The 22,650-nt window shown below is 58.6% G+C and carries 23 protein-coding genes; 11 read left to right on the top strand and 12 right to left on the bottom strand.

The window, feature by feature from the left end:
* Positions 1 to 43: 43 nt before the first annotated feature.
* A complete protein-coding gene (locus tag ACYZTR_RS01135; protein ID WP_461975751.1) occupies positions 44 to 1,021 on the top strand; it encodes an NADPH:quinone reductase in 978 nt (325 codons plus the stop codon).
* Between the two features lie 89 nt (positions 1,022 to 1,110).
* On the opposite strand, the gene ACYZTR_RS01130 is transcribed toward ACYZTR_RS01135, so the two are convergent.
* The 3 genes from ACYZTR_RS01130 to ACYZTR_RS01120 form a co-directional block, all read right to left on the bottom strand.
* A complete protein-coding gene (locus tag ACYZTR_RS01130; RefSeq protein WP_461975749.1) occupies positions 1,111 to 1,668 on the bottom strand; it encodes an L-threonylcarbamoyladenylate synthase in 558 nt (185 codons plus the stop codon).
* 54 nt (positions 1,669 to 1,722) lie between these two features.
* Positions 1,723 to 2,829, bottom strand: coding sequence for a DNA-processing protein DprA (dprA, locus tag ACYZTR_RS01125; RefSeq protein WP_461975747.1), 1,107 nt, complete (start codon positions 2,827 to 2,829; stop codon positions 1,723 to 1,725).
* Positions 2,830 to 2,909: 80 nt separating this feature from the next.
* Positions 2,910 to 3,935: a LysM peptidoglycan-binding domain-containing protein gene (locus ACYZTR_RS01120; RefSeq protein WP_461975745.1), complete on the bottom strand. Its 1,026-nt coding sequence runs from the start codon at positions 3,933 to 3,935 to the stop codon at positions 2,910 to 2,912.
* 170 nt (positions 3,936 to 4,105) lie between these two features.
* Between ACYZTR_RS01120 and def the strand changes: the two genes are divergently transcribed.
* The 5 genes from def (at position 4,106) to ACYZTR_RS01095 (ending at position 8,780) form a co-directional block, all read left to right on the top strand.
* Entirely contained in the window at positions 4,106 to 4,612 is a 507-nt protein-coding gene (gene def, locus ACYZTR_RS01115; RefSeq protein ID WP_046056612.1) for a peptide deformylase, read from the top strand.
* A 57-nt stretch (positions 4,613 to 4,669) separates the two neighbouring features.
* A complete protein-coding gene (gene fmt / locus ACYZTR_RS01110; protein ID WP_461975743.1) occupies positions 4,670 to 5,629 on the top strand; it encodes a methionyl-tRNA formyltransferase in 960 nt (319 codons plus the stop codon).
* The gene (gene rsmB / locus ACYZTR_RS01105) at positions 5,626 to 6,936 is read left to right on the top strand and encodes a 16S rRNA (cytosine(967)-C(5))-methyltransferase RsmB (protein ID WP_461975741.1); all 1,311 of its coding nucleotides are present in this window, start codon (positions 5,626 to 5,628) and stop codon (positions 6,934 to 6,936) included. Before fmt ends, rsmB begins: the two co-directional genes overlap by 4 nt.
* A 22-nt stretch (positions 6,937 to 6,958) precedes the next feature.
* Complete coding sequence (gene trkA, locus ACYZTR_RS01100; protein ID WP_461975739.1) at positions 6,959 to 8,332, top strand: Trk system potassium transporter TrkA; 1,374 nt, start codon at positions 6,959 to 6,961, stop codon at positions 8,330 to 8,332.
* A 130-nt stretch (positions 8,333 to 8,462) separates the two neighbouring features.
* Entirely contained in the window at positions 8,463 to 8,780 is a 318-nt protein-coding gene (locus ACYZTR_RS01095; protein ID WP_461979917.1) for a tetratricopeptide repeat protein, read from the top strand.
* On the opposite strand, the gene ACYZTR_RS01090 is transcribed toward ACYZTR_RS01095, so the two are convergent.
* From ACYZTR_RS01090 to tag, 3 genes are all read right to left on the bottom strand, one after another.
* Positions 8,781 to 9,020, bottom strand: coding sequence for a PilZ domain-containing protein (locus ACYZTR_RS01090; RefSeq protein WP_461975737.1), 240 nt, complete (start codon positions 9,018 to 9,020; stop codon positions 8,781 to 8,783).
* A gap of 70 nt (positions 9,021 to 9,090) precedes the next feature.
* Positions 9,091 to 9,978, bottom strand: a complete 888-nt coding sequence (locus ACYZTR_RS01085) for a lysophospholipid acyltransferase (RefSeq protein WP_461975735.1) — start codon at positions 9,976 to 9,978, stop codon at positions 9,091 to 9,093.
* Between the two features lie 40 nt (positions 9,979 to 10,018).
* A complete protein-coding gene (gene tag, locus ACYZTR_RS01080) occupies positions 10,019 to 10,576 on the bottom strand; it encodes a DNA-3-methyladenine glycosylase I (protein WP_461975733.1) in 558 nt (185 codons plus the stop codon).
* Positions 10,577 to 10,657: 81 nt separating this feature from the next.
* On the opposite strand from tag, the gene glyQ reads away from it, so the two are divergent.
* From glyQ to ACYZTR_RS01055, 5 genes are all read left to right on the top strand, one after another.
* A complete protein-coding gene (glyQ, locus tag ACYZTR_RS01075) occupies positions 10,658 to 11,611 on the top strand; it encodes a glycine--tRNA ligase subunit alpha (protein ID WP_003213601.1) in 954 nt (317 codons plus the stop codon).
* Positions 11,608 to 13,662: a glycine--tRNA ligase subunit beta gene (gene glyS, locus ACYZTR_RS01070; RefSeq protein ID WP_461975729.1), complete on the top strand. Its 2,055-nt coding sequence runs from the start codon at positions 11,608 to 11,610 to the stop codon at positions 13,660 to 13,662. Before glyQ ends, glyS begins: the two co-directional genes overlap by 4 nt.
* A gap of 4 nt (positions 13,663 to 13,666) precedes the next feature.
* Complete coding sequence (gmhB, locus tag ACYZTR_RS01065) at positions 13,667 to 14,206, top strand: D-glycero-beta-D-manno-heptose 1,7-bisphosphate 7-phosphatase (RefSeq protein ID WP_461975727.1); 540 nt, start codon at positions 13,667 to 13,669, stop codon at positions 14,204 to 14,206.
* 82 nt (positions 14,207 to 14,288) lie between these two features.
* Positions 14,289 to 15,068 carry a lysophospholipid acyltransferase family protein gene (locus ACYZTR_RS01060; RefSeq protein WP_461975725.1) on the top strand — a complete coding sequence of 260 codons (780 nt, stop codon included), beginning with the start codon at positions 14,289 to 14,291 and terminating at the stop codon, positions 15,066 to 15,068.
* Positions 15,069 to 15,889: 821 nt separating this feature from the next.
* Entirely contained in the window at positions 15,890 to 17,323 is a 1,434-nt protein-coding gene (locus tag ACYZTR_RS01055) for an aminotransferase-like domain-containing protein (RefSeq protein WP_461975723.1), read from the top strand.
* Between the two features lie 14 nt (positions 17,324 to 17,337).
* Here the strand turns inward: ACYZTR_RS01055 and ACYZTR_RS01050 are convergent, their stop codons facing one another.
* From ACYZTR_RS01050 to ACYZTR_RS01025, 6 genes are all read right to left on the bottom strand, one after another.
* Positions 17,338 to 17,634 (bottom strand): hypothetical protein, encoded by a 297-nt coding sequence (locus ACYZTR_RS01050; protein WP_461975721.1) that lies wholly within the window; start codon positions 17,632 to 17,634, stop codon positions 17,338 to 17,340.
* A 76-nt stretch (positions 17,635 to 17,710) separates the two neighbouring features.
* Positions 17,711 to 18,511 carry a class I SAM-dependent methyltransferase gene (locus tag ACYZTR_RS01045; RefSeq protein WP_461975719.1) on the bottom strand — a complete coding sequence of 267 codons (801 nt, stop codon included), beginning with the start codon at positions 18,509 to 18,511 and terminating at the stop codon, positions 17,711 to 17,713.
* Between the two features lie 114 nt (positions 18,512 to 18,625).
* Positions 18,626 to 19,525: a DMT family transporter gene (locus ACYZTR_RS01040; protein ID WP_461975717.1), complete on the bottom strand. Its 900-nt coding sequence runs from the start codon at positions 19,523 to 19,525 to the stop codon at positions 18,626 to 18,628.
* A 61-nt stretch (positions 19,526 to 19,586) separates the two neighbouring features.
* A complete protein-coding gene (locus tag ACYZTR_RS01035; protein WP_461975715.1) occupies positions 19,587 to 20,210 on the bottom strand; it encodes a 2OG-Fe(II) oxygenase in 624 nt (207 codons plus the stop codon).
* A 2-nt stretch (positions 20,211 to 20,212) separates the two neighbouring features.
* On the bottom strand, positions 20,213 to 21,451 hold the full coding sequence (locus ACYZTR_RS01030) for a hypothetical protein (protein WP_461975714.1): 1,239 nt from the start codon (positions 21,449 to 21,451) through the stop codon (positions 20,213 to 20,215).
* Positions 21,451 to 22,650, bottom strand: a complete 1,200-nt coding sequence (locus tag ACYZTR_RS01025) for a hypothetical protein (RefSeq protein ID WP_461975712.1) — start codon at positions 22,648 to 22,650, stop codon at positions 21,451 to 21,453. The genes ACYZTR_RS01030 and ACYZTR_RS01025 overlap by 1 nt, the downstream gene beginning before the upstream one ends.

Genomic DNA, 22,650 nt, shown 5'->3' with positions numbered 1-22,650 from the left:
TTCGCGTTACACCTCTAGAAGCTAAGACCTAAGGAGAGTTCTGATGGCTAAGCGTATCCAGTTCCGCGCCCATGGCGGCCCTGAAGTGCTCGAGTATGTCGATTACCAACCCGCCGAGCCCGGCCCGCAGCAGGTTCGCGTGACTAACAAGGCCATCGGCCTGAATTTCATCGACACCTATTACCGCAGCGGCCTCTATGCACCGCCAGCCTTGCCGTCGGGCGTGGGCGCGGAAGGTGCGGGCGTGGTCGAGGCGGTGGGCAGTGAAGTCACCCGGTTCAAGGTCGGTGATCGCGTGGCTTACGGCAGCGGTCCGTTAGGCGCCTACAGCGACGTTCACGTCTTGCCGGAGGCCAATCTGGTGCACCTGCCGGACGCGATCAGCTTCGAACAGGCCGCCGGGGTGATGCTCAAGGGCCTGACCGTGCAGTACCTGTTGCGTCAGACGTATGAACTCAAGGGTGGCGAAACCATCCTGTTCCACGCCGCGGCCGGTGGTGTCGGCTCGCTGGCCTGCCAATGGGCGAAGTCCTTGGGTGTGAAGTTGATCGGCACGGTCAGCTCGCCGGAAAAAGCCGCTTTGGCCAAAGCCAATGGTGCTTGGGCAACCATCGACTACAGCCATGAAAATGTCGCACAACGCGTACTGGAATTGACTGACGGCAAAAAAGTCCCGGTGGTGTACGACGGCGTCGGCAAGGACACTTGGCTGACTTCGCTCGATAGCACGGCGCCTCGCGGTCTGGTGGTGAGCTTCGGCAATGCGTCCGGTGCGGTAGACGGGGTGAACCTGGGGATTCTCTCGGCGAAGGGTTCGCTGTATGTGACCCGCCCGACCCTGGCGACCTACGCCAACAACGCTGAAAACCTGCAACGTATGGCGGATGAACTGTTCGAGATGATCATCAGCGGGAAGCTGAATGTGGACATCAGCCAGAAATTTCCATTGGCTGAAGCGGCGAAGGCGCAGACCGAATTGTCGGCGCGGCGTACGACTGGCTCGACTGTTTTGTTGCCTTGAGGGCCTCTTCGCGAGCAAGCCTCGCTCCTTCAGGGGATCGCGTACTACCTGTAGGAGCGAGGCTTGCCCGCGAAGAACGATGACCGGTCCTAATCCGGGCGCACAACCTTGCCGGTCGCCAGATCGCGGATCACGCTCGGGTTCTTGCGCCCACCCAGATTCCCACCCAACACGTAATCCACCTGCCCACGGAAATACTGCTCGACACGAATCCGGGTCCGCGCCGCTGGCCGGCCCTGTGGATTGGCCGAGGTCGATACCAGCGGCCCCACCAACGCGCACAACTCCCGCACCTGCGGATGATCGCTGACCCGTAGCGCCACTGTCTCGTGCACACCAGTAATCCACTGCGGTAACAGATTCTGATGCGGCACCAGCCAGGTATTCGGCCCCGGCCAGGTGCTGGCCATGCGGTCCATCCACAGTTCAGGGAAGTCTTCGAAGAGGAAGTCGAACTGGCGAATGTTGTCGGCGACGAGAATCAGGCCTTTATCCACAGACCGACCCTTGATCGCCAGCAGACGATAGACCGCTTCTTCGTCCCACGGGTCGCAACCCAGGCCCCAGACAGCTTCGGTCGGATAGGCAATCACCGCCCCTGCGCGAATTGCTCGTGCGGCTTGTTGCACGCGCCAACTGTTGACCATGAAAAACGCTCCGGAATAAGGCTCTGCGCAGTTTACCGATCTTCCTTATAAAACCTAGCTCACCCGCGCAAACCAGCGCCCGCTTTCACAGACCGCACGGCCGTCCATTTCCAGTTCCGTCAGCGCTGCCAGCACTTTGGGCAAGGCCCAACCGCTGCTGACAGACAATGCTTCACTGGTATGGGGCGCCGCGTGAAGCAGCATCAGCAGGGGATGAGTCGCCGCCGCCGAGGGTGTCTCTGTGGACAACGGCAACCGTTGCCAGCCACGCAAGGCTTCGAGGATATGCTCGATGGTTTCCACCAGCACCGCGCCGTCGCGAATCAGCTGATGACACCCCTTGGCACCAGGGTGGTGGATCGACCCCGGAATCGCATACACCTCGCGCCCTTGTTCCGCCGCCAGCCTCGCGGTGATCAACGACCCGCTGGCGACACTCGCCTCGACCACCAGCACGCCGAGGGATAAACCGCTGATAATTCGATTGCGCCGGGGGAAGTTGCTGGCGCTGGGACCGGCGTCCAGCGGGAACTCCGAAATCACCGCGCTGCCCGAGTCGATCATCGCGTCCGCCAGCCGTCGATTGCGCTGTGGATAAAACTTTTCAAGTCCCGTGCCAAGTACACCGACCGTTCGCCCGCCCACGTCCAAAGCGGCTTGATGCGCGGCGGCATCAATGCCCAGCGCCAAACCGCTGGTAATGACAAAACCGGCGCCAGCCAAACTGCGGGAAAAGGCAGCGGCAGTATCCATGCCCGGCCGCGAAGCGCGACGACTACCGACCATCGCCAGCTGCGGTTTTTCCAGAATGCCCGGATCGCCCGCAACGAATAACAGCGGTGGCGCATCACTGATTTCCGCCAGCAGCGCCGGGTAGTCAGGCTGGTCCCACATCAGTAAATGCTGGCCCGGGCGCTCTAACCAGGCCAATGCGTGACCCGCACCATCACGGATTTCCGTTGAGCGCCTGGCCTGCGCGCAAGCGAGGGGCAAACCCAGCGAACGCCAGGCACTGGCGGGCGCACTGATAGCCTTGGAGGCCGAGCCGAACGCCTCAAGCAATTTCTTGAACCGCGCAGGGCCGAGCTCCGGCAAGCGATGCAAACGTAAACGAGCTTCCAGTTCCGCAGGTGAAACCGGTGCAAAAGCAGGCAGTGACATGGATCATCCTTGATCGTTATGAGCCCCGTTCAAACGGGAATAAGCTGTGGATAACTCTGTTGGTAACTTGTGCAGCCTGCCTACGGATTTCGCACCTTGTCCAGGACCGCCAGGGAGCGTGATGCGTTGAGCACCAGCCCGTAGCTGAGCTTGTCGTAGGTGCGGAAAACCATCAGTAAACCGGCGCGCTCATCCGGGATTTTCAGTGGCTGACCGGTGATTCGGTCACGCACGGTCTCGCCGGTTTTCATCACCACCAGCACATTGCCTTCGGCGAGACCATCGATCCGGCCCTTGTTCAGCGTGACCACATCCAGCGCGCCAATCTGCGTGACACCACGCGGCACATCGATGATCAACCCGTTGATCTCGGTTGTTGGCGCACTGGGCATGAATGTCGAGTTGATCGATCGCTCTTCACCGCTGAACAAGCGGTCGCCGAGGCGGACCTCTTGAGTAGTGCGTTGCAGCGCCAGGGTGGCGACGTCGCCTTCGGTGGCCACAATCTCACCGCTGCCGATTTCGTCGGCATTGATCCCCAAAAACTCTTTACTGTCAGGGTCGGTGTAGATCTTGCCCTGACGAAAGATGCCGTAAACCGGCTGGACCGGGTCGAAATGGCCGCGAGCGAAGATTCGGTCACCGGTGCCACTGAGCACGCGCTCGGCATCGCCGGCGACGATATAAGGCGCCTTGTCGAAGTCCTCGACCGTGTCGACGATACGGTTGCTCAGCAGAAAGCTGTTGATCGACTTCAGCGCAATGCTCGGGATGGCGTCGGCGACCGGGCTGCTGCGGATGCGTGGCGAAAGCTTGATGGTGCCCCGGGAAGCGCCGCGGTTAAGGGTCAGGCGCGGCTGGCCATTGACGTAGACCAGCGAAAGCGAGTCGCCGGGGTAGATGAGATTGGGGTTTTCGATCTGTGGATTGGCCTGCCAGAGCTCCGGCCATTTCCACGGCTCACGGAGGAATTTCCCCGATATGTCCCAGAGTGTGTCACCCGATACCACGGTGTATTGCTGTGGAAAACCTTCCTTGAGTTGCACTTGCCCGTGCGCCAAACCGGCCGAGGCCAGAAGGAGCAAGGCGAGTAGTGATTTCCTCATGCGGTGAATCCCTTTATTATGTGCGTTCGCGTGAAACGCCAGAGCCCTCGTGGCTCGCTCCCGGCTTGCTACTGCAAAGAAGGGAGCTACGTTTTACAACGGTAGCCTGCATCTTCGGACCCGCCAGGCCATCGACCCGACATTACCTCACACGTGCAGCAATTAAGCTTATGGCCATTTTAGACATCCTCGAATTCCCCGACTCGCGCCTGCGCACTATCGCCAAACCTGTGGCCGTAGTGGACGACGAAGTGCGTCAGTTGGTCGATGACATGTTTGAAACAATGTATGAAGCGCCAGGCATCGGTCTCGCCGCGACCCAGGTCAACGTGCACAAACGTATCGTCGTGATGGACCTCTCCGAAGACCGCAGCGAACCACGGGTGTTCATTAACCCCGAGTTCGAAACCCTGACTGACGAGATGGAGCAATATCAGGAAGGCTGCCTCTCTGTGCCGGGTTTCTACGAAAACGTCGATCGCCCGCAGAAGGTCAAAATCAAGGCCCTGGACCGCGACGGCCAACCTTACGAACTGATCGCCGAAGGCCTGCTCGCCGTGTGCATCCAGCATGAATGCGACCACCTGAACGGCAAATTGTTCGTTGACTACCTGTCCAATCTCAAACGCGACCGAATCAAGAAGAAACTGGAAAAGCTCCATCGCCAGAACGCTTGATGCCCTCCTTTCAAAGGCTTGCTGCGGCAAGCCTTTTTCTTTTCAGAGATTGCTTCCATGACTGAGCCACTGCGCATCGTCTTTGCCGGCACCCCGGAATTCGCCGCCGATCACCTCAAGGCCCTGCTCGACAGCCCTTATGAGATCGTCGCGGTCTACACCCAACCGGACCGTCCGGCGGGTCGTGGGCAAAAGCTGATGCCAAGCCCGGTCAAGCAACTGGCGCTGGAAAACTCCATTGCGGTGCTGCAACCGCCGACGCTGCGCAACGAAGACGCTCAGGCTGAACTGGCCGCGCTCAAGCCGGATTTGCTGGTGGTGGTCGCCTACGGCCTGATCCTGCCGCAAGTGGTGCTGGATATTCCGCGCCTGGGCTGCATCAACAGCCACGCATCCTTGCTGCCACGCTGGCGCGGTGCGGCGCCGATCCAGCGCGCCGTGGAAGCGGGCGACAGCGAAAGCGGCGTGACTGTGATGCGCATGGAACTGGGCCTCGACACCGGGCCGATGCTGCTGAAGGTCACCACACCGATCACCGGTGAAGACACCGGCGGCAGTCTCCACGACCGTCTGGCCGAAATGGGCCCACCGGCCGTGATTCAGGCGATTGCCGGCCTCGCTGCGGGCACGCAGGAAGGTGAAGTGCAGGACGACAGCCTTGCCACCTACGCGCACAAATTGAACAAAGATGAAGCGCGTATCGACTGGAGTCGCCCGGCGGTTGAGCTGGAACGCCTCGTTCGTGCCTTCAATCCTTGGCCGATCTGCCACAGCACGCTGAATGGCGAAGCATTGAAGGTGCTGGCCGCCAGCCTGGCTGAAGGGCAGGGCGCACCGGGTGAAATCCTCAGTGCCAGCAAGGACGGTTTGATCGTCGCCTGCGGTGAGCAAGCCCTGTGCCTGACCCGTCTGCAATTGCCGGGCGGCAAGGCGCTGAACTTCAGCGACTTGTTCAACAGCCGTCGTGAGAAATTCGCTGTTGGCACCGTTCTTGGTCAAGCGGTGGACGCTCAATGAATCCACGTCTGGCCGCCGCCAAGGCACTGGCTGCTGTTCTTAACGGAAAAGCCTCACTCAATAGTTCCCTGCCGACACAGATGGACAAGGTCGAAGACCGCGACCGCGGCTTCACCCAGGACCTGGCGTTTGGCACCGCTCGCTGGCAGCCGCGTTTGTCCGCGCTGGCGGCCAAATTGCTGCAGAAGCCGTTCAAGGCAGCCGACGCCGATGTCGAAGCGCTGTTGCTGGTCGGTCTCTATCAACTGCTCTACACCCGGGTCCCGGCCCACGCCGCCATCGGTGAAACCGTGGGTTGCGCCGACAAGCTGAAAAAGCCGTGGGCCAAAGCTTTGCTCAACGCCGTGTTGCGTCGCGCCCAGCGGGAAAGCGAAGCGCTACTGGCCGAGCTGGAACATGACCCGGTGGTGCGCACCGCCCATCCGCGCTGGCTGCAAAAATCCCTCAAGGCTTTCTGGCCTGAACAGTGGGAAGCCATTTGTTCAGCGAACAACGCCCACCCGCCGATGATTCTGCGAGTCAACCGTCGCCATCACACCCGTGATGCTTATCTCGTGTTGCTGAGCGAAGCCGGCATCGCCGCCACGCCGTGCGTTTACAGTCAGGACGGCATCATCCTCGACGCCGCCGCCGACGTGCGCAGCCTGCCGGGTTTCGCCGAAGGCTGGATCAGCGTGCAGGATGAAGCGGCGCAACTGGCCGCCGACCTGCTCGACCTGGCGCCAGGCCAACGGGTGCTGGACGCTTGCTGCGCGCCGGGCGGCAAGACCTGTCACATTCTTGAAGCCGAGCCGGCACTCGCCGGCGTCGTGGCAGTGGACCTGGAAGCCAAACGTCTGGTGCGAGTGCGGGAAAACCTCGCACGTCTGGGCCTCAGCGCCGAACTGATCGCCGCCGACGGCCGCGACACCGCCACCTGGTGGGACGGCAAACCGTTCCAACGCATTCTGCTGGACGCGCCATGCTCGGCCACCGGCGTGATCCGTCGCCATCCCGACATCAAACTGACCCGCCAACCCGATGACATCGGCGCACTGGCGGTGCTTCAAGGTGAACTGCTCGACGCCATGTGGCTAACGCTGGAAGTCGGCGGCATTCTGCTTTATGCAACCTGCTCCACGCTACCGACCGAGAACACTGAAGTCATCGAAGCGTTCCTCGCTCGTACGCCGGGCGCCCGTGAACTGGACCTCGCCACTGCGGCCGGCATCAAGCAGCCTCATGGTCGCCAGTTGCTGGCCCAGGAAGGCGGCCACGACGGGTTCTACTACGCCAAGCTGATCAAGATCGCCGCCGCGCGCGGTTAAATGGACTCAAGGGAGTAACTGGATGAAAATCATCATCCTCGGTGCGGGGCAGGTCGGCGGTTCGCTGGCAGAACATTTGGCCAGTGAGGCCAACGACATCACCGTCGTCGACACCGACAGCGAGCGCCTGCGCGATCTCGGTGATCGGCTGGACATCCGCACCGTGCAAGGCCGCGGCTCACTGCCGACGGTGCTGCGTCAGGCCGGCGCGGACGACGCCGACATGCTGGTGGCGGTGACCAACAGCGATGAAACCAACATGGTTGCCTGCCAGGTTGCCCACACCCTGTTTCACACCCCGACCAAGATCGCCCGGGTGCGCGAAGCCGCGTACCTGACTCGCTCCGAGCTGTTCGACAACGAAGCGATTCCGGTGGACGTGCTGATCAGCCCGGAGCAAGTGGTCACCAATTACATCAAGCGCCTGATCCATCATCCGGGCGCCTTGCAGGTAATCGATTTCGCCGAAGGCAAGGCGCAATTGGTGGCGGTCAAGGCGTACTACGGCGGCCCACTGGTGGGTCAGCAACTGCGCCAGCTGCGTGAACACATGCCGAATGTCGAAACCCGTGTGGCAGCGATTTTCCGTCGCGATCGGCCGATCCTGCCTCAGGGCGATACGGTGATCGAGGCGGATGACGAAGTCTTTTTCATCGCGGCGAAGGCGAATATTCGCGCGGTGATGAGCGAAATGCGCCGTCTCGATGAGAGCTACAAGCGCATCGTTATCGCCGGTGGCGGACAGATCGGTGAGCGTCTGGCCGAGGCCATCGAAAGTCGTTACCAGGTGAAGATCATCGAGATGAACCCGGCGCGCTGCCGTCATCTCTCGGACACCCTCGACAGCACCGTGGTGTTGCAGGGCAGCGCATCGGATCGGGATTTGCTGATGGAGGAAAACATCGCCGACGCTGACCTTTTCCTGGCCCTGACCAACGACGACGAAGCCAACATCATGTCCTCGCTACTGGCCAAGCGCCTGGGTGCGAAGAAGGTGATGACCATCATCAACAACCCGGCCTACGTCGACCTGATCCAGGGCGGCGACATCGACATCGCCATCAGCCCGCAATTGGCCACCATCGGCACCTTGCTGGCCCACGTGCGCCGTGGCGATATCGTCAGCGTGCACTCATTGCGCCGGGGCGCGGCGGAAGCCATCGAGGCGATAGCCCACGGTGATGAGAAGTCGAGTAAGGTCATCGGCAAGTCCATTGAGAACATTGGCTTGCCGCCGGGCACCACCATTGGCGCAATCATCCGCGACGAAGAAGTGATCATTGCCCACGACGACACGGTAATCGCGGCGGGTGACCATGTGATTCTGTTCCTTGTGGATAAAAAGCATATTCGGGATGTGGAGAAGTTGTTCCATGTGGGCCTGAGCTTCTTCTAACTGATCGTTCCCACGCTCTGCGTGGGAATGCCTCAACGGACGCTCCGCGTTCGGCTTTGGATGTGACGCGGAGCGTCCGGGCTGCATTCCCACGCGGAGCGTGGGAACGATCACTGACTGAGGGGAAGCACTGATGATCGAATCCCTGGAAAAGATGCTAGCCAAGGGTGTGGATAACTCATTGCTGCGCTTCGGCCTCGGCAAGGGCTATCTGGATCTTGGGGAAAACGCCAAGGCCGCCGAGCATTTCCAGCGTTGCGTCGAATTTGATCCGAAGTATTCGGCAGCGTGGAAGTTATTGGGCAAGGCCCATCTGGGGCTGGCGGATTTTGCGGCCGCGCGTCAGGCCTGGGTACAAGGCCTGGAAGCCGCTCGCGCCCATGGCGACAAGCAGGCAGAAAAAGAAATGACGGTTTTTCTGAAGAAGCTTGAGCGTCAGGCTCACTGATCAGAGGTATCGCAGGCCAATGCCCTCGGCATCCACCAGCACCACTTCCATGCGCACCCGCGGCGCGCCTGTGGGTAAGTCCTGCACTTGACCGTAAACCACCGCGCCCTTGGGTAGCGTCGCCAAAGTTGGATGCTTGACATAGACGCCTGCGGTCGAAAGGTTACGCGTCTGGCCCAAGCATTCGCCAAAGCTTTCGTGACTGATCTTGATACGAAACGATTTACGGTGTTCGGACATCTTCTGCGCCCTTTATTGAACGGTTGTGGATAAGCCTGCACCAAGTTACCCACAGACCATGCCAATCAACTCAATACCAGCGTTCTTCACCCGGTGGACGCTTCTTGAAGCGCTTCATGCTCCACATGTACTGGCTCGGATACGCCCGCACATAGCGCTCGACCACTTGGCTCATGGCCGCGCAGGACGTCTCGGTATCGGTGCTGTACATGGCTTCTGGCGCGGCTTCGAGGATCACCTTGTAACCCGAACCGTCCGGCAGACGTAGCGCATGCAGAAACACCCCGACCGCTTTGCCGCCCGCGAGCATATTCGGTACGAATTTGCTGGTCAGCGCCTGTGTGGCGAAGAACGGCACGAAGATCCCGGCGGACTCGGCCGGTTCCGGGTCAGCGGGAATGCCCACTGCACCCCCTTTGCGCACTTCCTTGATGACACTGAGGATGCCTTCCCTGGTGGAAGCGGCCACCCGGTTGCCCAATTGCACCCGCTGCTTGCGCAGCAAATCATCCACAGCCTTCAACTTTGGCGGGCGATAGAAAATGATCGGTTTGCACTGGTTGCAATAGAAGTGGTTCAGCACCTCCCAGTTGCCCAGGTGGCTGGTGATACCGACCACACCTTTGCCAGAGGCGAGGGCGTCCTTCAATACGTCGAGACCTTCAACTTCACGCACCAGGTCGATGGAGCGCTGGGCCGGCCAGATCCAGGCGCAGGCGCTTTCGGTCAGGGACTTGCCGATGTCTTTCAGACTCTGGCCGACCAGACGCTCCCGTTCAGCCGGGTCCATCTCGGGGAAGCACTTGGCGAGATTGATCCGCACCACATCGCGGGAACGGTTGGGGGTTTTCCACATCACCCAGCCGATGGCCGAGCCCACCACCTGCACTGCCCGCCACGGGAGCAAGGCAAACAGCCGCAGAGCGCCTACCAGCAAGGCGCCTTTAAACTTATCCACAGGTCACTCCTGATCTTGTGCTGTGCGTGAGGCGGCTATTCTAACCGCCGTTCGCCAGCGTCGCGTAGCGATCGCAATCCTGGGTGTGGTCCATGACCATCCCCGAGGCCTGCATCAGCGCGTAGCAAATAGTCGGGCCGACGAAGGTGAAGCCGGCCTTTTTCAGGCCTTTGCTCATCTCCACGGCGGTCGGCGTCACGGCCGGCACTTCGATGCGGTCCTTGAAATGATTGATCACAGGCTTGGCGCCGACGAAGGACCAAAGAAACTCCACCGGGTCCTCCAGCGCCAGCCATGCCTGGGCATTGCGCCGGGCCGCGTTGAGTTTGAGGCGATTGCGAATGATGCCCGGATCGAGCATCAATTCATCGATTTCGGCGTCGCTCATTTGCGCCACGCGTTGTACGTCAAAGCCGAACAGCACCTCGCGATAACGTTCACGTTTACGCAGCACGGTGATCCAGGAAAGGCCGGCCTGGAACCCTTCGAGCAATAGCAACTCGAACAATCCCTGCGCATCGCGTAGCGGCGTACCCCACTCCTGATCGTGATAAGCCATGTACAGCGGATCTTCGGAACACCAAAAGCAGCGTGGCATAAGGCTCCAGGGGGCGTGCGCAGGAACGAATCGGGTATACTCCCGCTCTTTAAATCGCAGCCCAAGAAACAGGTGAATTTCGTGAGCCAGCCTACGCCAGCCGTGCGTACCTTCCAAGACTTGATCCTCGCCCTCCAGCAATACTGGGCCGAGCAAGGTTGTGTGGTACTTCAGCCCTACGATATGGAAGTAGGCGCCGGGACTTTCCACACTGCCACGTTTCTGCGCGCCATTGGCCCGGAAACCTGGAACGCCGCTTATGTGCAGCCCAGTCGTCGCCCGACTGACGGCCGCTACGGCGAAAACCCGAACCGTCTGCAGCACTACTACCAATTCCAGGTCGTCCTGAAGCCGAACCCGGACAACTTCCAGGAACTGTACCTGGGCTCCCTCAAGCACGTCGGTCTGGACCCGTTGGTCCACGACATTCGCTTTGTTGAAGACAACTGGGAATCGCCAACGCTGGGCGCCTGGGGTCTTGGCTGGGAAGTCTGGCTTAACGGCATGGAAGTGACGCAGTTCACCTACTTCCAGCAAGCGGGCGGCATCGAGTGCTACCCGGTGACCGGCGAGATCACTTACGGTCTGGAGCGTCTGGCCATGTACCTGCAAGGCGTGGACTCGGTCTACGACCTGGTCTGGGCTGACGGTCCGTTTGGCAAAGTGACCTACGGCGATGTGTTCCACCAGAACGAAGTGGAGCAGTCGACCTACAACTTCGAACACGCCAACGTCGAGAAGCTGTTCGAACTGTTCGATTTCTACGAAAGTGAAGCCAAGCGCCTGATCGAACTCGACCAGCCGTTGCCATTGCCGAGCTACGAAATGGTGTTGAAGGCCTCCCATACCTTCAACCTGCTGGATGCGCGCCGGGCGATCTCGGTGACCGCGCGTCAGCAATACATTCTGCGAGTGCGCACCCTGGCGCGTTCCGTTGCGCAAGCCTACCTGCTGGCTCGCGCCAAGCTGGGCTTCCCGATGGCGACCCCGGACCTGCGTGATGAAGTGTTGGCTAAGCTGGAGGCTGCACAATGAGTGCTCAAGATTTTCTGGTTGAACTGGGCACTGAAGAACTGCCACCCAAAGCCCTGAACATCTTGGCTGACGCATTCCTGGCCGGTATCGACAAGGGCCTGCAAGCCGCTGGCCTGAATTACGAGACCAAAACCGTCTACGCCGCGCCACGTCGCCTGGCGGTGCTGATCACTTCGCTGTCGACTCAGCAGCCGGATCGCAGCATCAACCTCGATGGCCCGCCACGTCAGGCCGCGTTCGATGCCGAAGGCAATCCGACTCAAGCAGCACTGGGCTTCGCCAAGAAGTGCGGTGTCGACCTTAGCGAAATCGATCAGAGCGGCGCGAAACTGCGCTACAGCCAAAGCATCGCCGGCAAACCGACCGCGAGCCTGCTGCCGACCATCGTCGAAGATTCTCTGAACGACCTGCCGATCCCCAAGCGCATGCGCTGGGGTGCTCGCAAGGAAGAGTTCGTTCGCCCGACCCAGTGGCTGGTGATGCTGCTCGGTGACCAGGTCATCGACTGCACCCTCCTCGCCCAGAAATCGGGTCGTGATTCCCGTGGTCACCGCTTCCATCATCCCGAAAGCGTGCGCATCACCTCGCCGGCCAACTACCTGACCGACCTGCGTGCCGCTTACGTATTGGCCGATGCCAATGAGCGTCGCGAACTGATCAGCAAGCGCGTCGAAGAGTTGGCAACGATGCAGGAAGGGACAGCAATCGTTCCGCCCGCCCTGCTCGACGAAGTGACCGCGCTGGTTGAATGGCCGGTGCCGCTGGTGTGCTCGTTCGAGGAACGTTTTCTCGATGTGCCGCAAGAAGCGCTGATCACCACCATGCAGGACAACCAGAAGTACTTCTGCCTGCTGGATGCCGACGGCAAGTTGCTGCCACGTTTCATTACCGTGGCCAACATCGAGAGCAAAGACCCGCAACAAATCATCGCCGGTAACGAGAAAGTGGTTCGTCCACGTCTGACCGACGCTGAGTTCTTCTTCAAGCAAGACAAGAAGCAGAAACTCGAAGACTTCAACCTGCGTCTGCAGAACGTGGTGTTCCAGGAAAAACTCGGCAGCGTCTACGACAAGGCCGAGCGCGTTTCCAAACTCGCCGCGTTCATCGCTCAGCGCATTGGCGGCAACGCCGCGTGGGCTTCCCGCGCCGGCCTGCTGTCCAAGTGCGACTTGGCGACAGAAATGGTCGGCGAATTCCCGGAGATGCAAGGTGTCGCCGGTTACTACTACGCCCTCAACGACGGCGAGCCGCAAGATGTTGCACTGGCGCTGAATGAGCAGTACATGCCACGCGGTGCCGGCGCGGAACTGCCGACCACCCTGACCGGTGCGGCCGTGGCTATCGCGGACAAGCTCGACACGCTGGTCGGCATTTTTGGCATCGGCATGCTGCCGACCGGTAGCAAAGACCCGTATGCCCTGCGCCGTGCAGCGCTGGGTGTATTACGAATCCTGATCGACAAAAAACTCGACCTCGACCTGAACGACGCCGTGGCTTTCGCCGTGAATGCGTTCGGTACCAAGGTCAAGGTTGCTGGCCTGAACGACTCGGTGCTGGAGTTCATCTTCGACCGTCTGCGGGCCCGTTACGAAGACGAAGGCGTTGATGTCGGGACGTACCTGTCGGTGCGTGCCCTGAAGCCGGGTTCGGCGCTGGACTTCGATCAGCGCGTACAAGCGGTGGAGGCATTCCGCAAGTTGCCGGAAGCCGCTGCCCTGGCCGCGGTGAACAAACGCGTTTCGAACCTGCTGAGCAAGGTAGAAGGCTCTGTTCCTTCGGTCGTGGAAGCCAAGTACTTCGACAACGCCAACGAGTTCTCCCTGTATTCGGCGATCCAGCAGGCTGACCAGGCTGTCCAGCCGATGGCCGCTGCGCGTCAGTACAGCGAATCACTGGCGCGCCTGGCTGCCTTGCGCGAGCCGGTGGATGCGTTCTTCGAAGCGGTGATGGTCAACGCTGAAGATGCCAAGGTCCGCGCCAACCGTTATGCGTTGCTGGCACGTCTGCGTGGGCTGTTCCTCGGCGTCGCTGACATTTCGCTGCTGGGCTGAGGGGTTGCTGTTGAAACTGCTGATTCTCGATCGGGACGGGGTGATCAATTATGACTCCGACGCTTACATCAAGTCGGTGGAGGAGTGGATTCCGCTCCCCGGTGCGATCGAAGCCATCGCGCAGTTGAGCAAGGCCGGCTGGACGGTAGCAGTGGCCACCAACCAGTCGGGCATCGCTCGCGGCTATTACGACATCGCCACCCTGCACGCCATGCACGAGCGCTTGCGCTCGTTGGTGGCGGATCAGGGCGGTGAGGTCGGGCTGATCGTCTATTGCCCGCACGGGCCGGATGAAGGCTGCGATTGCCGCAAGCCAAATCCCGGGATGTTGAAAACCATCGCCGCTCATTACAACGTATCGCTGACGAATCTATGGTTCGTCGGCGACAGTCTCGGTGACCTGGAAGCCGCCAAAGCCGTCGATTCTCAGCCAGTTTTAGTTAAGACCGGGAAAGGCGAAAAGACGTTGGGCAAAACCCTACCGGCGGGCACCTTGATTTTTGACGATCTAGCGGCGATTGCCGCAGAACTTATCCACAATTAGAGCGTTTTCGAGATTCCTGACCAAGGATTGATCGGGAGTGCGCTTTATATAGACGGGCAGAGCCCGCACGGTAAACGTCGCCATGTCGATATTGCAGGCCATCAGATCCTTCCTCTTTTACCTGCTGCTGGGCACCAGCTCTTTGCTTTGGTGCAGCCTGAGCTTTTTTATCGCGCCTTTTCTGCCGTTCAAGGCGCGATATCGCTTCATTAACGTGTATTGGTGCCGCTGCGCCCTGTGGCTGAGTAAAGTCTTTCTCGGTATCAGCTACGAAGTGAAGGGCGCGGAGAACGTGCCAGACCAGCCCTGCGTGATTCAGTCGAACCACCAGAGCACGTGGGAGACGTTCTTTCTCTCGGCGTACTTCGAACCGTTGAGCCAGGTGCTCAAGCGCGAATTGCTCTACGTTCCGTTCTTTGGGTGGGCGATGGCCATGCTGCGACCAATCGCCATCGACCGCGACAACCCGAAAGCGGCGCTCAAGCATGTGGCGAAGAAGGGTGATGAACTGCTGAAAGACGGCGTCTGGGTCCTGATCTTTCCAGAGGGGACACGTATTCCTTACGGGACGATCGGAAAATTCTCTCGGGGTGGTACCGCTTTGGCGGTCAACGCCGCGCTTCCGGTGCTGCCGATTGCGCACAATGCTGGCAAGTTCTGGCCGAAAACCGGTTGGGCAAAGAAGCAGGGCGTCATCACCGTAATCATCGGCGCGCCAATGTACGTCAAGGGCAGCGGGCCGCGAGCCATTGCCGAGTTGAATGATCGGGTCCAGGCCTGGAACGAGCAAATGCAGCGTGAAATGGGTTCGCTGCCACCCGCCCCACAAGCGCCGGCTGCTACCGATCAAGTGGCTGTCTGAGATTCTGTGGATAACCTGTGTACCGTTTTACCGAAAACTAACGTTTTTTTATCATATCCTTATGATTTATATACATATTTATTTATATTTTAAAACTCGGTAAATGGTGCATAAGTTTTTTAGGGCGCAAAAAAACCGGCTGATATAGCCGGTTTTTTTTGCGCGCGATTTGCGATGTTTTCGCTTCTGCGACCATTTTTTGAAGAGATAAAAAAGGCCAACACGAGGTGTTGGCCTTTTTCGTCTGGTAGGTCCGCTGATGTAGGTTCACAAAATAGATGATTCGGTAGCTCAGCAAACGTTGGCAGAAATCATCTTTTTTGTGAGTCCGCCGGCTGGGATTAGTTGACCACTACAGAAGGCTAGAGAGGTCTTTTGAGGTGAGTCAGGCTAAGACTGCAGATGACAGCATCTAAATTCTTCTGCTGCAGAAAATCGATTTCCTCGGAAGAAGGTCGAAGCTCATGAGCGCGTATGCAGCTATTCTGGGGAGTGAGCCTGCGCCGCTAACAACGTCGCCCAGCTGTCCAAGCGAGATTTACCGTTTACTTTCAGTGATACGCAGTGCGACTCAGTACCCGCAGTCGGAAAAATATATGATTAAAACGGCGTTCATTCACGATTTCAAAAAAGGCGGGCGCTGCGCCGAGCGATACGAGAACAGGCCAAAACTTTTGCCAGCTCTGCGGCATACGGTGGAAACTCCGCTTAAAAGACCCTAAGTTTTGCTGGACCGTCGAGTGCTTTCAGGAAGACAGTCGATCACCATCTTCAGGTTGACCAGTTTCTACTGATGGCGATTATTTCAGTAAAGGATTGAGATGTTCGAGATAGATCGCAACAGCAAAATGTTATTGGTGGACCAGATCCAAAGCGAAATCATCGGCCGGATTGAATCTTTTCAATGGATTCAGGGCAGCCGATTGCCGTCAATCAGGGCGCTTTCCAAACAATTAGGCGTTAGTATTTTCACGGTGAGCAGTGCCTACGAGGATCTAGTTGCACAACAGGTCATCGAGTCCCGACCTGGTGCGGGCTACTACATTCTCGCGACCGCTCTTTCGGGCGCTTCCAAAGACTTGGATAAGATCAGCGCGCCGTCCAGTTTGCACGCCGGGTTTCTTTACCGGGCGCTGGACCCGTGCCAATACGATATTCCTGTCAGTTCAGGTTATTTCCCACCTGCTTGGTTGGCGGATGCAGTACCAGTATCAGTGACCGGACGACTGATTCGAAGCACACTGTCTTGCAGTACCCCGGCTCCCGCTGCGGGAAGGCAGGAGTTGCGATCGGTAATTGCGCAGAAGCTGCGGGAAATACAGATCAACGCTTCCAGTAGCCAGATTGTGGTTACCGTGGGGGCCACCCATGCATTCTCGCTGATTCGCTGTGTCATGCTTGAGCCTGGCGATTACCTGTTGGTCGAGGACCCAAGCTACTTGCTGCTCCAGTTGCGGCTGATCAAAGACCGGGATTTCAATATCATCACAGTCCCCCGCATGGCAGATGGTCCGGACCTGGATGCCATGGAGGCCATGTTGATCAAGTATCGGCCAAAGCTGTTTCTTACCCAGACCTTGATCCACAATCCTACAGGCGGCAATACCTCGCCGGCCAAAGGGTTCAAGATTCTTTCGCTGGCGCAGAAGTATGACTTTCATATTGTCGAGGACGATATCTTCGGTTCGTTATGTGAAAGGCAAACACTGCGCTTGAGCAGTCTGGATGAATGGAATCGCACCTTCTATATCAGCGGGTTCAGCAAGGTGCTTAGCCCCGCGTTGCGCCTTGGCTATGTGGTGGCACCGCCAAAGTTTGTCGAACGCCTGATCGAGCAAAAAATGTACAACTTGCTGTGTGGTTCATCATTGGACGAGACGATAGTGACCTACACCTTGGAGTCCGGCCGCTATCGACACCATCTGGATGCGTTGCGCCAGCGGGTGATGCAGGAGCGTGTCCGTGCGCGGGAGTGGCTGGGCAAGAAGGGCGTGGTGTTTGATGATGCCGGTGCGGAAGGGGTGTTCTTGTGGGGGCGGTTTCCCCGGCATGTGGACCTACGCCGCCTGGTCGAGCAGGCGCACGATGCTCGGATTTTCTTGGCACCGGGATCTTTGTTCAGCAACACGCGCGATTACGATCAGTACATTCGCCTCAACGTCAGTCATTGCAACGATATCCGCTTCAAGCGCTTCATCGACGCTCAACTGGACTGCGAAACGCCGCTCCCAACCCAGATTGAACAGGGCGCTTGACTCTCAAGACTTGGTTAGTGCCCGGTATCATGAGGCGTGCGTTGCGCCGGTTCGAGTTTCTGTTGCCAACGCTTGAAGTAATCCGCCAGGGTTGCCACCTCTCCCAGATCCTCATAGGAGTAGATGTTGCCCGTGAGGATCTGCACGTCATCGTCGTCGTGGAGCAGTTGAATCGATGAATCCTCAACGATTTCCAACCCGTTGACCACCAGGCTGATGTCATCGATCCAGTACAACGGTTTTCCGTCCTGGCCCGACCATACCTGAGCGTCGGCGTAAAACGACTTCAGGGCCAATCCATTGATTTTCATGGGCATATCGTTAACCCCGTCTCGACTGCAGAGAGTGTCCTGGATGCCTGCTGATGGATGAGATCAGCCGTATTCTTCATGTCAAACCGCGTGGGTCAGACCTTTTTTCAGCCCTGAAACGCAGCCGTGTGTAGTCCACCTGCCAATGTCCGCTGGAGTCCAGGCGGTGGCTGACCAGTTCCTCCGTGACTTCCTCCAGAAACTGCGCTCGGGCATCCACCGGCAATGCGGCCAGGTAGGGGCTGCCATAGTTTTTTATCCATTCGCTGACCGGGTAATCCAGCACCATTGGACGCTCGAACCAACTGATGAACGTGACGTGGAAGCCCGCGAGCTCCAACACCTGTTGGTACTCGTGGGCTGTGGGCAAATACCAGGGGTCAATCTCCCGCGCATCGACTGATCTGCGCTCCAGCGCGTCATGGATGGCTTGACGGATCGACATGGCATTCTTCGCACCGGAAAATTCGCCGACAAAACGCCCGCCGGGTTTGAGTGCCATGAAAGCGCCATGGGCTACGTGATCGGCATGGCGCATCCAATGCAGGGCGACATGGCTGAATACCGCATCAAATTCCTGGTGGAAATAGAGTTCTTCGGCATTGCCCAACTTCACTTCAAGGCTGCGCGAACGTGCGGCTTTCACCTTCTCGGGGCTGGAGTCGAAACCCACCACCTCGGCGCCTTGGCATACGAGTTGTTGGCTCAAATAACCATCACCACAGCCGATGTCCAGCACCCGCTCGCCAGCTTTGATTGCCAGCAGCTCGACCGCGCCATTGGCCCGGTGAATCTGCGAGCAGGTGTTGATTTCATAAGGTAAGGCGTCCCTTTCCTGCGACGCGGAGAAGGGCCGAAAAAAGCTTGAGGCGGTCATGGGATGATCTCCGTCAGGGGGAGGTGATGCTACTGGCGGGCTACAGCCCCCCAAAGGCATCACGTACGGCGAAGTGAAAAAAACGCGCGCCGGTTGCCCGGCGCACGGCCCTGTTCAGATGCGTTTGGACAACCAGACCAGCACGATCACCACGACACATGCCGCCGGGGTCAGCCAGTTCCAGAGCTCTCCCATCAGCCAGATCGAAAAGGCAAAAGTGAAGAACGGCTGAAGTAACTGCAACTGGCTGATGCGTTGGATCCCCCCCAAGGCCAGGGCACGGTTCCATGAAAAGAAGCCCAGCAGCGAGTTGACCAGCGCCAGGAAGAGCAGGGCCGCGACCCCTTGGACAGACAGGTTGGCAATAGTTTCGCCGTCATACAGCCAGAGGCTGACCGGAAGCAGTACGGGCAGGCTGATGACCAGAGTCCAGCACATAACCTGCCAGCCCGGCAGTTCCTTGGACAGCGCGCCACCCTGGGCGTAGCCAAAGCCTGCCAGCAGTACGGCGCCCAGCAGCGCCAAGTCACCGATGTAGATATCCTCGACGTTCGAGTTGATCACGGTATAGGTCATGACCACCAGGAAACCCAGGCTCGACACCAGCCAGAACGTTTTGGAGGGTCGGGTCCCTGTGATCAGCGTGCCGAAGATTGCCGTAGACAGAGGCAGTGCCGCGAGCACCACGCCGCCGTGGCTGACCGGGACGTATTGCATGCCCAGTGCGGTAAGGATCGGAAACCCATAAACGATGCCGGTGGATGTCAGCAGCATTCGTTTGATTTGCGATCGATTAGGCAGCGTGGCGCGGCCGAGAATCAAAAAGGGAATTGCCGCAAACGCTGCCAGCACCGAGCGGAAAAAACCGACCTGCAAGGCGCTTAGGTCGCCCGCCAGAATCTTGGCAGCCGGTAGGGTCATCGCAAAAGCCGCGACCGAAATGAGACCCAGAAAGTAGGCTTGCATATCCTGGTTCTTTGATTCTTGAAAGCTGGCGACATTGGTTTGCGTCATGGGACGTTTCCTTTGGTTCGCCGGGGGTGCATCCGTCCGTGCGGGCGGATGCACACGCCGGTCAGATCTGTTTGTTATTGAGGTTGGGTTTGTCCAGTGGGCTGGTGCTCAGGAAAAATACCAACGATGAACGTGTGCCACTTTCCACCTTGCGTACCCCATGGGGGATTTCGCAGCGATTGATCAGCACATCGGCATAGCCGGTTTTAAACTGCGACTCCTTACCTTCATGCTCGATGAAGAACTCGCCGCCCTCGTATTGCCTGCCGAACTGAATGACCACGGAGTAGCGATATTCTAGGTTGCTGTAGGTATCAATGTGCTTGCCGATGTAGTTGCCAGCCTCCAGCAAGTTGGATTGGCAGCGACGGATAAAACACTCGCCCTCCATGATGCCGTTGAAAAACTCACGACTCTTGCCTGACGAGAGGATTTCCACCACCCGTTCGCCATACGGCGCATTTCGATACACGGGCAACTGGCCTTTTTGATCTTCCATAAAGCGTCCCACCGCCAGAAAATTCTCTTCGCCCACATCGCCGATTTCTATGATGGTTTTCGGGATGACCTGGCAGGCGGCCTCCATGTAATCCATATCCTCATTGGAGAACAGTTGTGACGCTTTGAGAGAGGCGTAGGCACTGCTGTGCAGCTGTTGGTTCGCCGCTTGAATCGTGTCTTGCATGGTCAGGCTCCTTGAGAGGTGGACGTGGGATACGGGCAGTTAAAAGTGTCAGAGACCGTGGTTTCGAGAGGTCCGAAAGGCTCATGCACCCCGCGGCACAAGTGGTCGCGAATCAGGTACAGCCCCGCCATAAACCCCCAGACTTCCAGGAACGGGCCATAGGGCGAGGGTTGTTGCTCGATACTGGCGCGGTAGTTGGCAATGTGCCGGAAATGCACGTTGGGGCGACGGTGATGCGCGTCGTGGTTGGGCAAGTCTTGCGGGTACACATACAAACGTACCGGCAAGTCCAGGCACACACACTTCAAGCCCCAGATCACACGGGCGATGATGCCGCGCTCCGGTGGTTTGCGGCCCTGGAAGCGACCCCATGTCAGGCGCCCGTAGCGGTCTTTTTCGCTGCGCCCGGCGTCGCGCTGATAAAACCAGAGGTGCTCGGTAAACAATTGCAGCCACATGGAGTGCTCAAACAGCACAGCGCGAGGGATCACGTACATCAAGGCGAACGCCGGGAGCCAGCCCGCAGCCCACAAGAGCGCCAGCATCAACCCCCAGAAGCACCCGCGAAACAGCGTTTCACGGCGGTCAAGACGGACGAAGCAGTCAAGCCATGTCTCCCGCCATTGACTCAGCAGGTACGCAGGACGAAACGGTGTGCAGCAGACTCGCGACCAGTACGCCAGTTCGGACATTCCCGGGTAGAACCCTTGTGCCTGGATAAAGCGTTGGTCGGGGTCTTCGTCAGAACACAGCACACGTATATTGTGGTGCTCGCGCACATGGCTCTGGTTATAGCGCTCCCAGTCCTGGTACAGCAGCGGCGAGGTCAGAAAAAACCTGGCGTAGCGCTGCGCGCGTGTCTTGTCCTTGAGTACGGCGCCGTGCGTAAGGTAGTGAAAAGTGGCTTGCATGCTGCGCAGGCGATTGACCATCAAGCCCCAGGCCATTAGCACTAGCAGGACTGCGGTACCGGTATCGAAAGCACCCTCCAAAACGACCTGGCCGAGCATGACCAGGGCGATCATCACGACCCATGTAAAGCACAGATGAGCCACCAGGTAGGGTTCCCCGGTTCTGTTCATTTCACGCTGCAATGCCTCGGTGCTCAGTGCCTGCCCCTTTCCCGTCAGCCACGTCCAGAACGTCTGAAATGGCAGGTGGGCATAGGCGGCCCGAACATCGCCCCGTGGCCCGTACTGACAGTAGTGAGTGCAGTGACGTGCACTGTTACCCGGACTCATCAGTAGACCCTGGTCAGGTAAAGGACGGGGATGGTGCTGTACAGCCAATAGAATGGCTGCATGCGGTTGTGATCAGCGCCGATGACAATGGGATTTTTCCACTGCTTGGCAAACACTTTGCCAATCGCCGCGTATTCCGCCCCCTGGGCATACAGCACCTGCATCAATTCATCATTGCTGCGCTGCTGATGCCAGGCCTGATAAAGCGCAAGCCTCGCGTTCAAGATCGCGGCGTAGTCCAGATCGTTGTCGACGATGCAGCCGTTATCGCGGTTTGCCAGGCGCTGCTGGGCCTCAACGGTCAACGCATTCCAGCTGTCCTCACCGCCGGCCGCCTCAGCGATCATGATCGTTTCAGTATCGTGCCCGAGGACATCGAGGATCTTCTGCTGGCTGATTCGCAGTTTGTGGGCGAAGCCCTCACGTGTTTCCTTGAGACGGCTCAACGTACGGGCGTCGAACCCTTCAAAATCCCCGGCGGCGATGGCGATCCGTGCATCAATGCCGTGTTTTTGCAGCACGGCCTGTAAGTCGGGCAGCGTCTTGACGACACGTCCGGCGACCAACCCGATACCTTCGCCCAAATAGTCGAAGGTGTAGCGGAGTCGGCCATTCTTTTTCTCGTAGCCATAATCAGGACAGACTGGGGAAACCAGCGTGACGGTTTCTCCGGCAAGTCCCTTGGCCAAGGTCTCAGCGAAACGCGCGACAAAGTGAGGCGCCGACTGGGCGAATGACAGACGTTCAAAAGCCTGTTCCAGGTCCACCACCAGTTCGTCCGGCAGCGCTCGCATCGCCGGGTAACGCACTTTCAAAGCCGGCGTCGTCGCCGTGTTGTCATTGACCGCGCACAGCAGCAAGTTCAACAGCGACGGGCGGCTTTGATTGATATACGGCTTTTCCAGAATTAGCGTTTTCTTGTTTTGATGGGTCCGAACTTCCCATTGAAAGCCGGGAAACTTTGACTGGATAAAACGATAAAACGGCATGTAGCGCGGAAGTCCGGTGGCTTCATCGTCCGAATTTCGAAACCGGGCATATACCGCCGACAGTTTTACAACTTCTTCTTCAATGCAAAGTGCCTTGACCAGATCAGAGGGCGGCAGTTGGGAAAGCGATATGGGTGACAATACGCGCTTGCTGATGAGTTTGTGGGTAAGTTTATTTCTAACGTAATAGCGTGCGAGAGATTGGCTCAT

It is taken from the genome of Pseudomonas sp. Hz4 (assembly GCF_054898165.1).
Note: the sequence above shows the minus strand (reverse complement) of the source record. Positions and strands in the feature narration are given on the sequence as shown.

Excerpts from the sequence above, each read along its gene's own strand:
- ACYZTR_RS01135 (WP_461975751.1), top strand. The coding sequence starts at position 44 with ATGGCTAAGCGTATCCAGTTCCGCGCCCATGGCGGCCCTGAAGTGCTC.
- ACYZTR_RS01130 (WP_461975749.1), bottom strand. The coding sequence starts at position 1,668 with ATGGTCAACAGTTGGCGCGTGCAACAAGCCGCACGAGCAATTCGCGCA.
- dprA (WP_461975747.1), bottom strand. The coding sequence starts at position 2,829 with ATGTCACTGCCTGCTTTTGCACCGGTTTCACCTGCGGAACTGGAAGCT.
- ACYZTR_RS01120 (WP_461975745.1), bottom strand. The coding sequence starts at position 3,935 with ATGAGGAAATCACTACTCGCCTTGCTCCTTCTGGCCTCGGCCGGTTTG.
- def (WP_046056612.1), top strand. The coding sequence starts at position 4,106 with ATGGCCATTTTAGACATCCTCGAATTCCCCGACTCGCGCCTGCGCACT.
- fmt (WP_461975743.1), top strand. The coding sequence starts at position 4,670 with ATGACTGAGCCACTGCGCATCGTCTTTGCCGGCACCCCGGAATTCGCC.
- rsmB (WP_461975741.1), top strand. The coding sequence starts at position 5,626 with ATGAATCCACGTCTGGCCGCCGCCAAGGCACTGGCTGCTGTTCTTAAC.
- trkA (WP_461975739.1), top strand. The coding sequence starts at position 6,959 with ATGAAAATCATCATCCTCGGTGCGGGGCAGGTCGGCGGTTCGCTGGCA.
- ACYZTR_RS01090 (WP_461975737.1), bottom strand. The coding sequence starts at position 9,020 with ATGTCCGAACACCGTAAATCGTTTCGTATCAAGATCAGTCACGAAAGC.
- tag (WP_461975733.1), bottom strand. The coding sequence starts at position 10,576 with ATGCCACGCTGCTTTTGGTGTTCCGAAGATCCGCTGTACATGGCTTAT.
- glyS (WP_461975729.1), top strand. The coding sequence starts at position 11,608 with ATGAGTGCTCAAGATTTTCTGGTTGAACTGGGCACTGAAGAACTGCCA.
- ACYZTR_RS01060 (WP_461975725.1), top strand. The coding sequence starts at position 14,289 with ATGTCGATATTGCAGGCCATCAGATCCTTCCTCTTTTACCTGCTGCTG.
- ACYZTR_RS01055 (WP_461975723.1), top strand. The coding sequence starts at position 15,890 with ATGTTCGAGATAGATCGCAACAGCAAAATGTTATTGGTGGACCAGATC.
- ACYZTR_RS01050 (WP_461975721.1), bottom strand. The coding sequence starts at position 17,634 with ATGAAAATCAATGGATTGGCCCTGAAGTCGTTTTACGCCGACGCTCAG.
- ACYZTR_RS01045 (WP_461975719.1), bottom strand. The coding sequence starts at position 18,511 with ATGACCGCCTCAAGCTTTTTTCGGCCCTTCTCCGCGTCGCAGGAAAGG.
- ACYZTR_RS01040 (WP_461975717.1), bottom strand. The coding sequence starts at position 19,525 with ATGACGCAAACCAATGTCGCCAGCTTTCAAGAATCAAAGAACCAGGAT.
- ACYZTR_RS01035 (WP_461975715.1), bottom strand. The coding sequence starts at position 20,210 with ATGCAAGACACGATTCAAGCGGCGAACCAACAGCTGCACAGCAGTGCC.
- ACYZTR_RS01030 (WP_461975714.1), bottom strand. The coding sequence starts at position 21,451 with ATGAGTCCGGGTAACAGTGCACGTCACTGCACTCACTACTGTCAGTAC.
- ACYZTR_RS01025 (WP_461975712.1), bottom strand. The coding sequence starts at position 22,650 with ATGAGCCAATCTCTCGCACGCTATTACGTTAGAAATAAACTTACCCAC.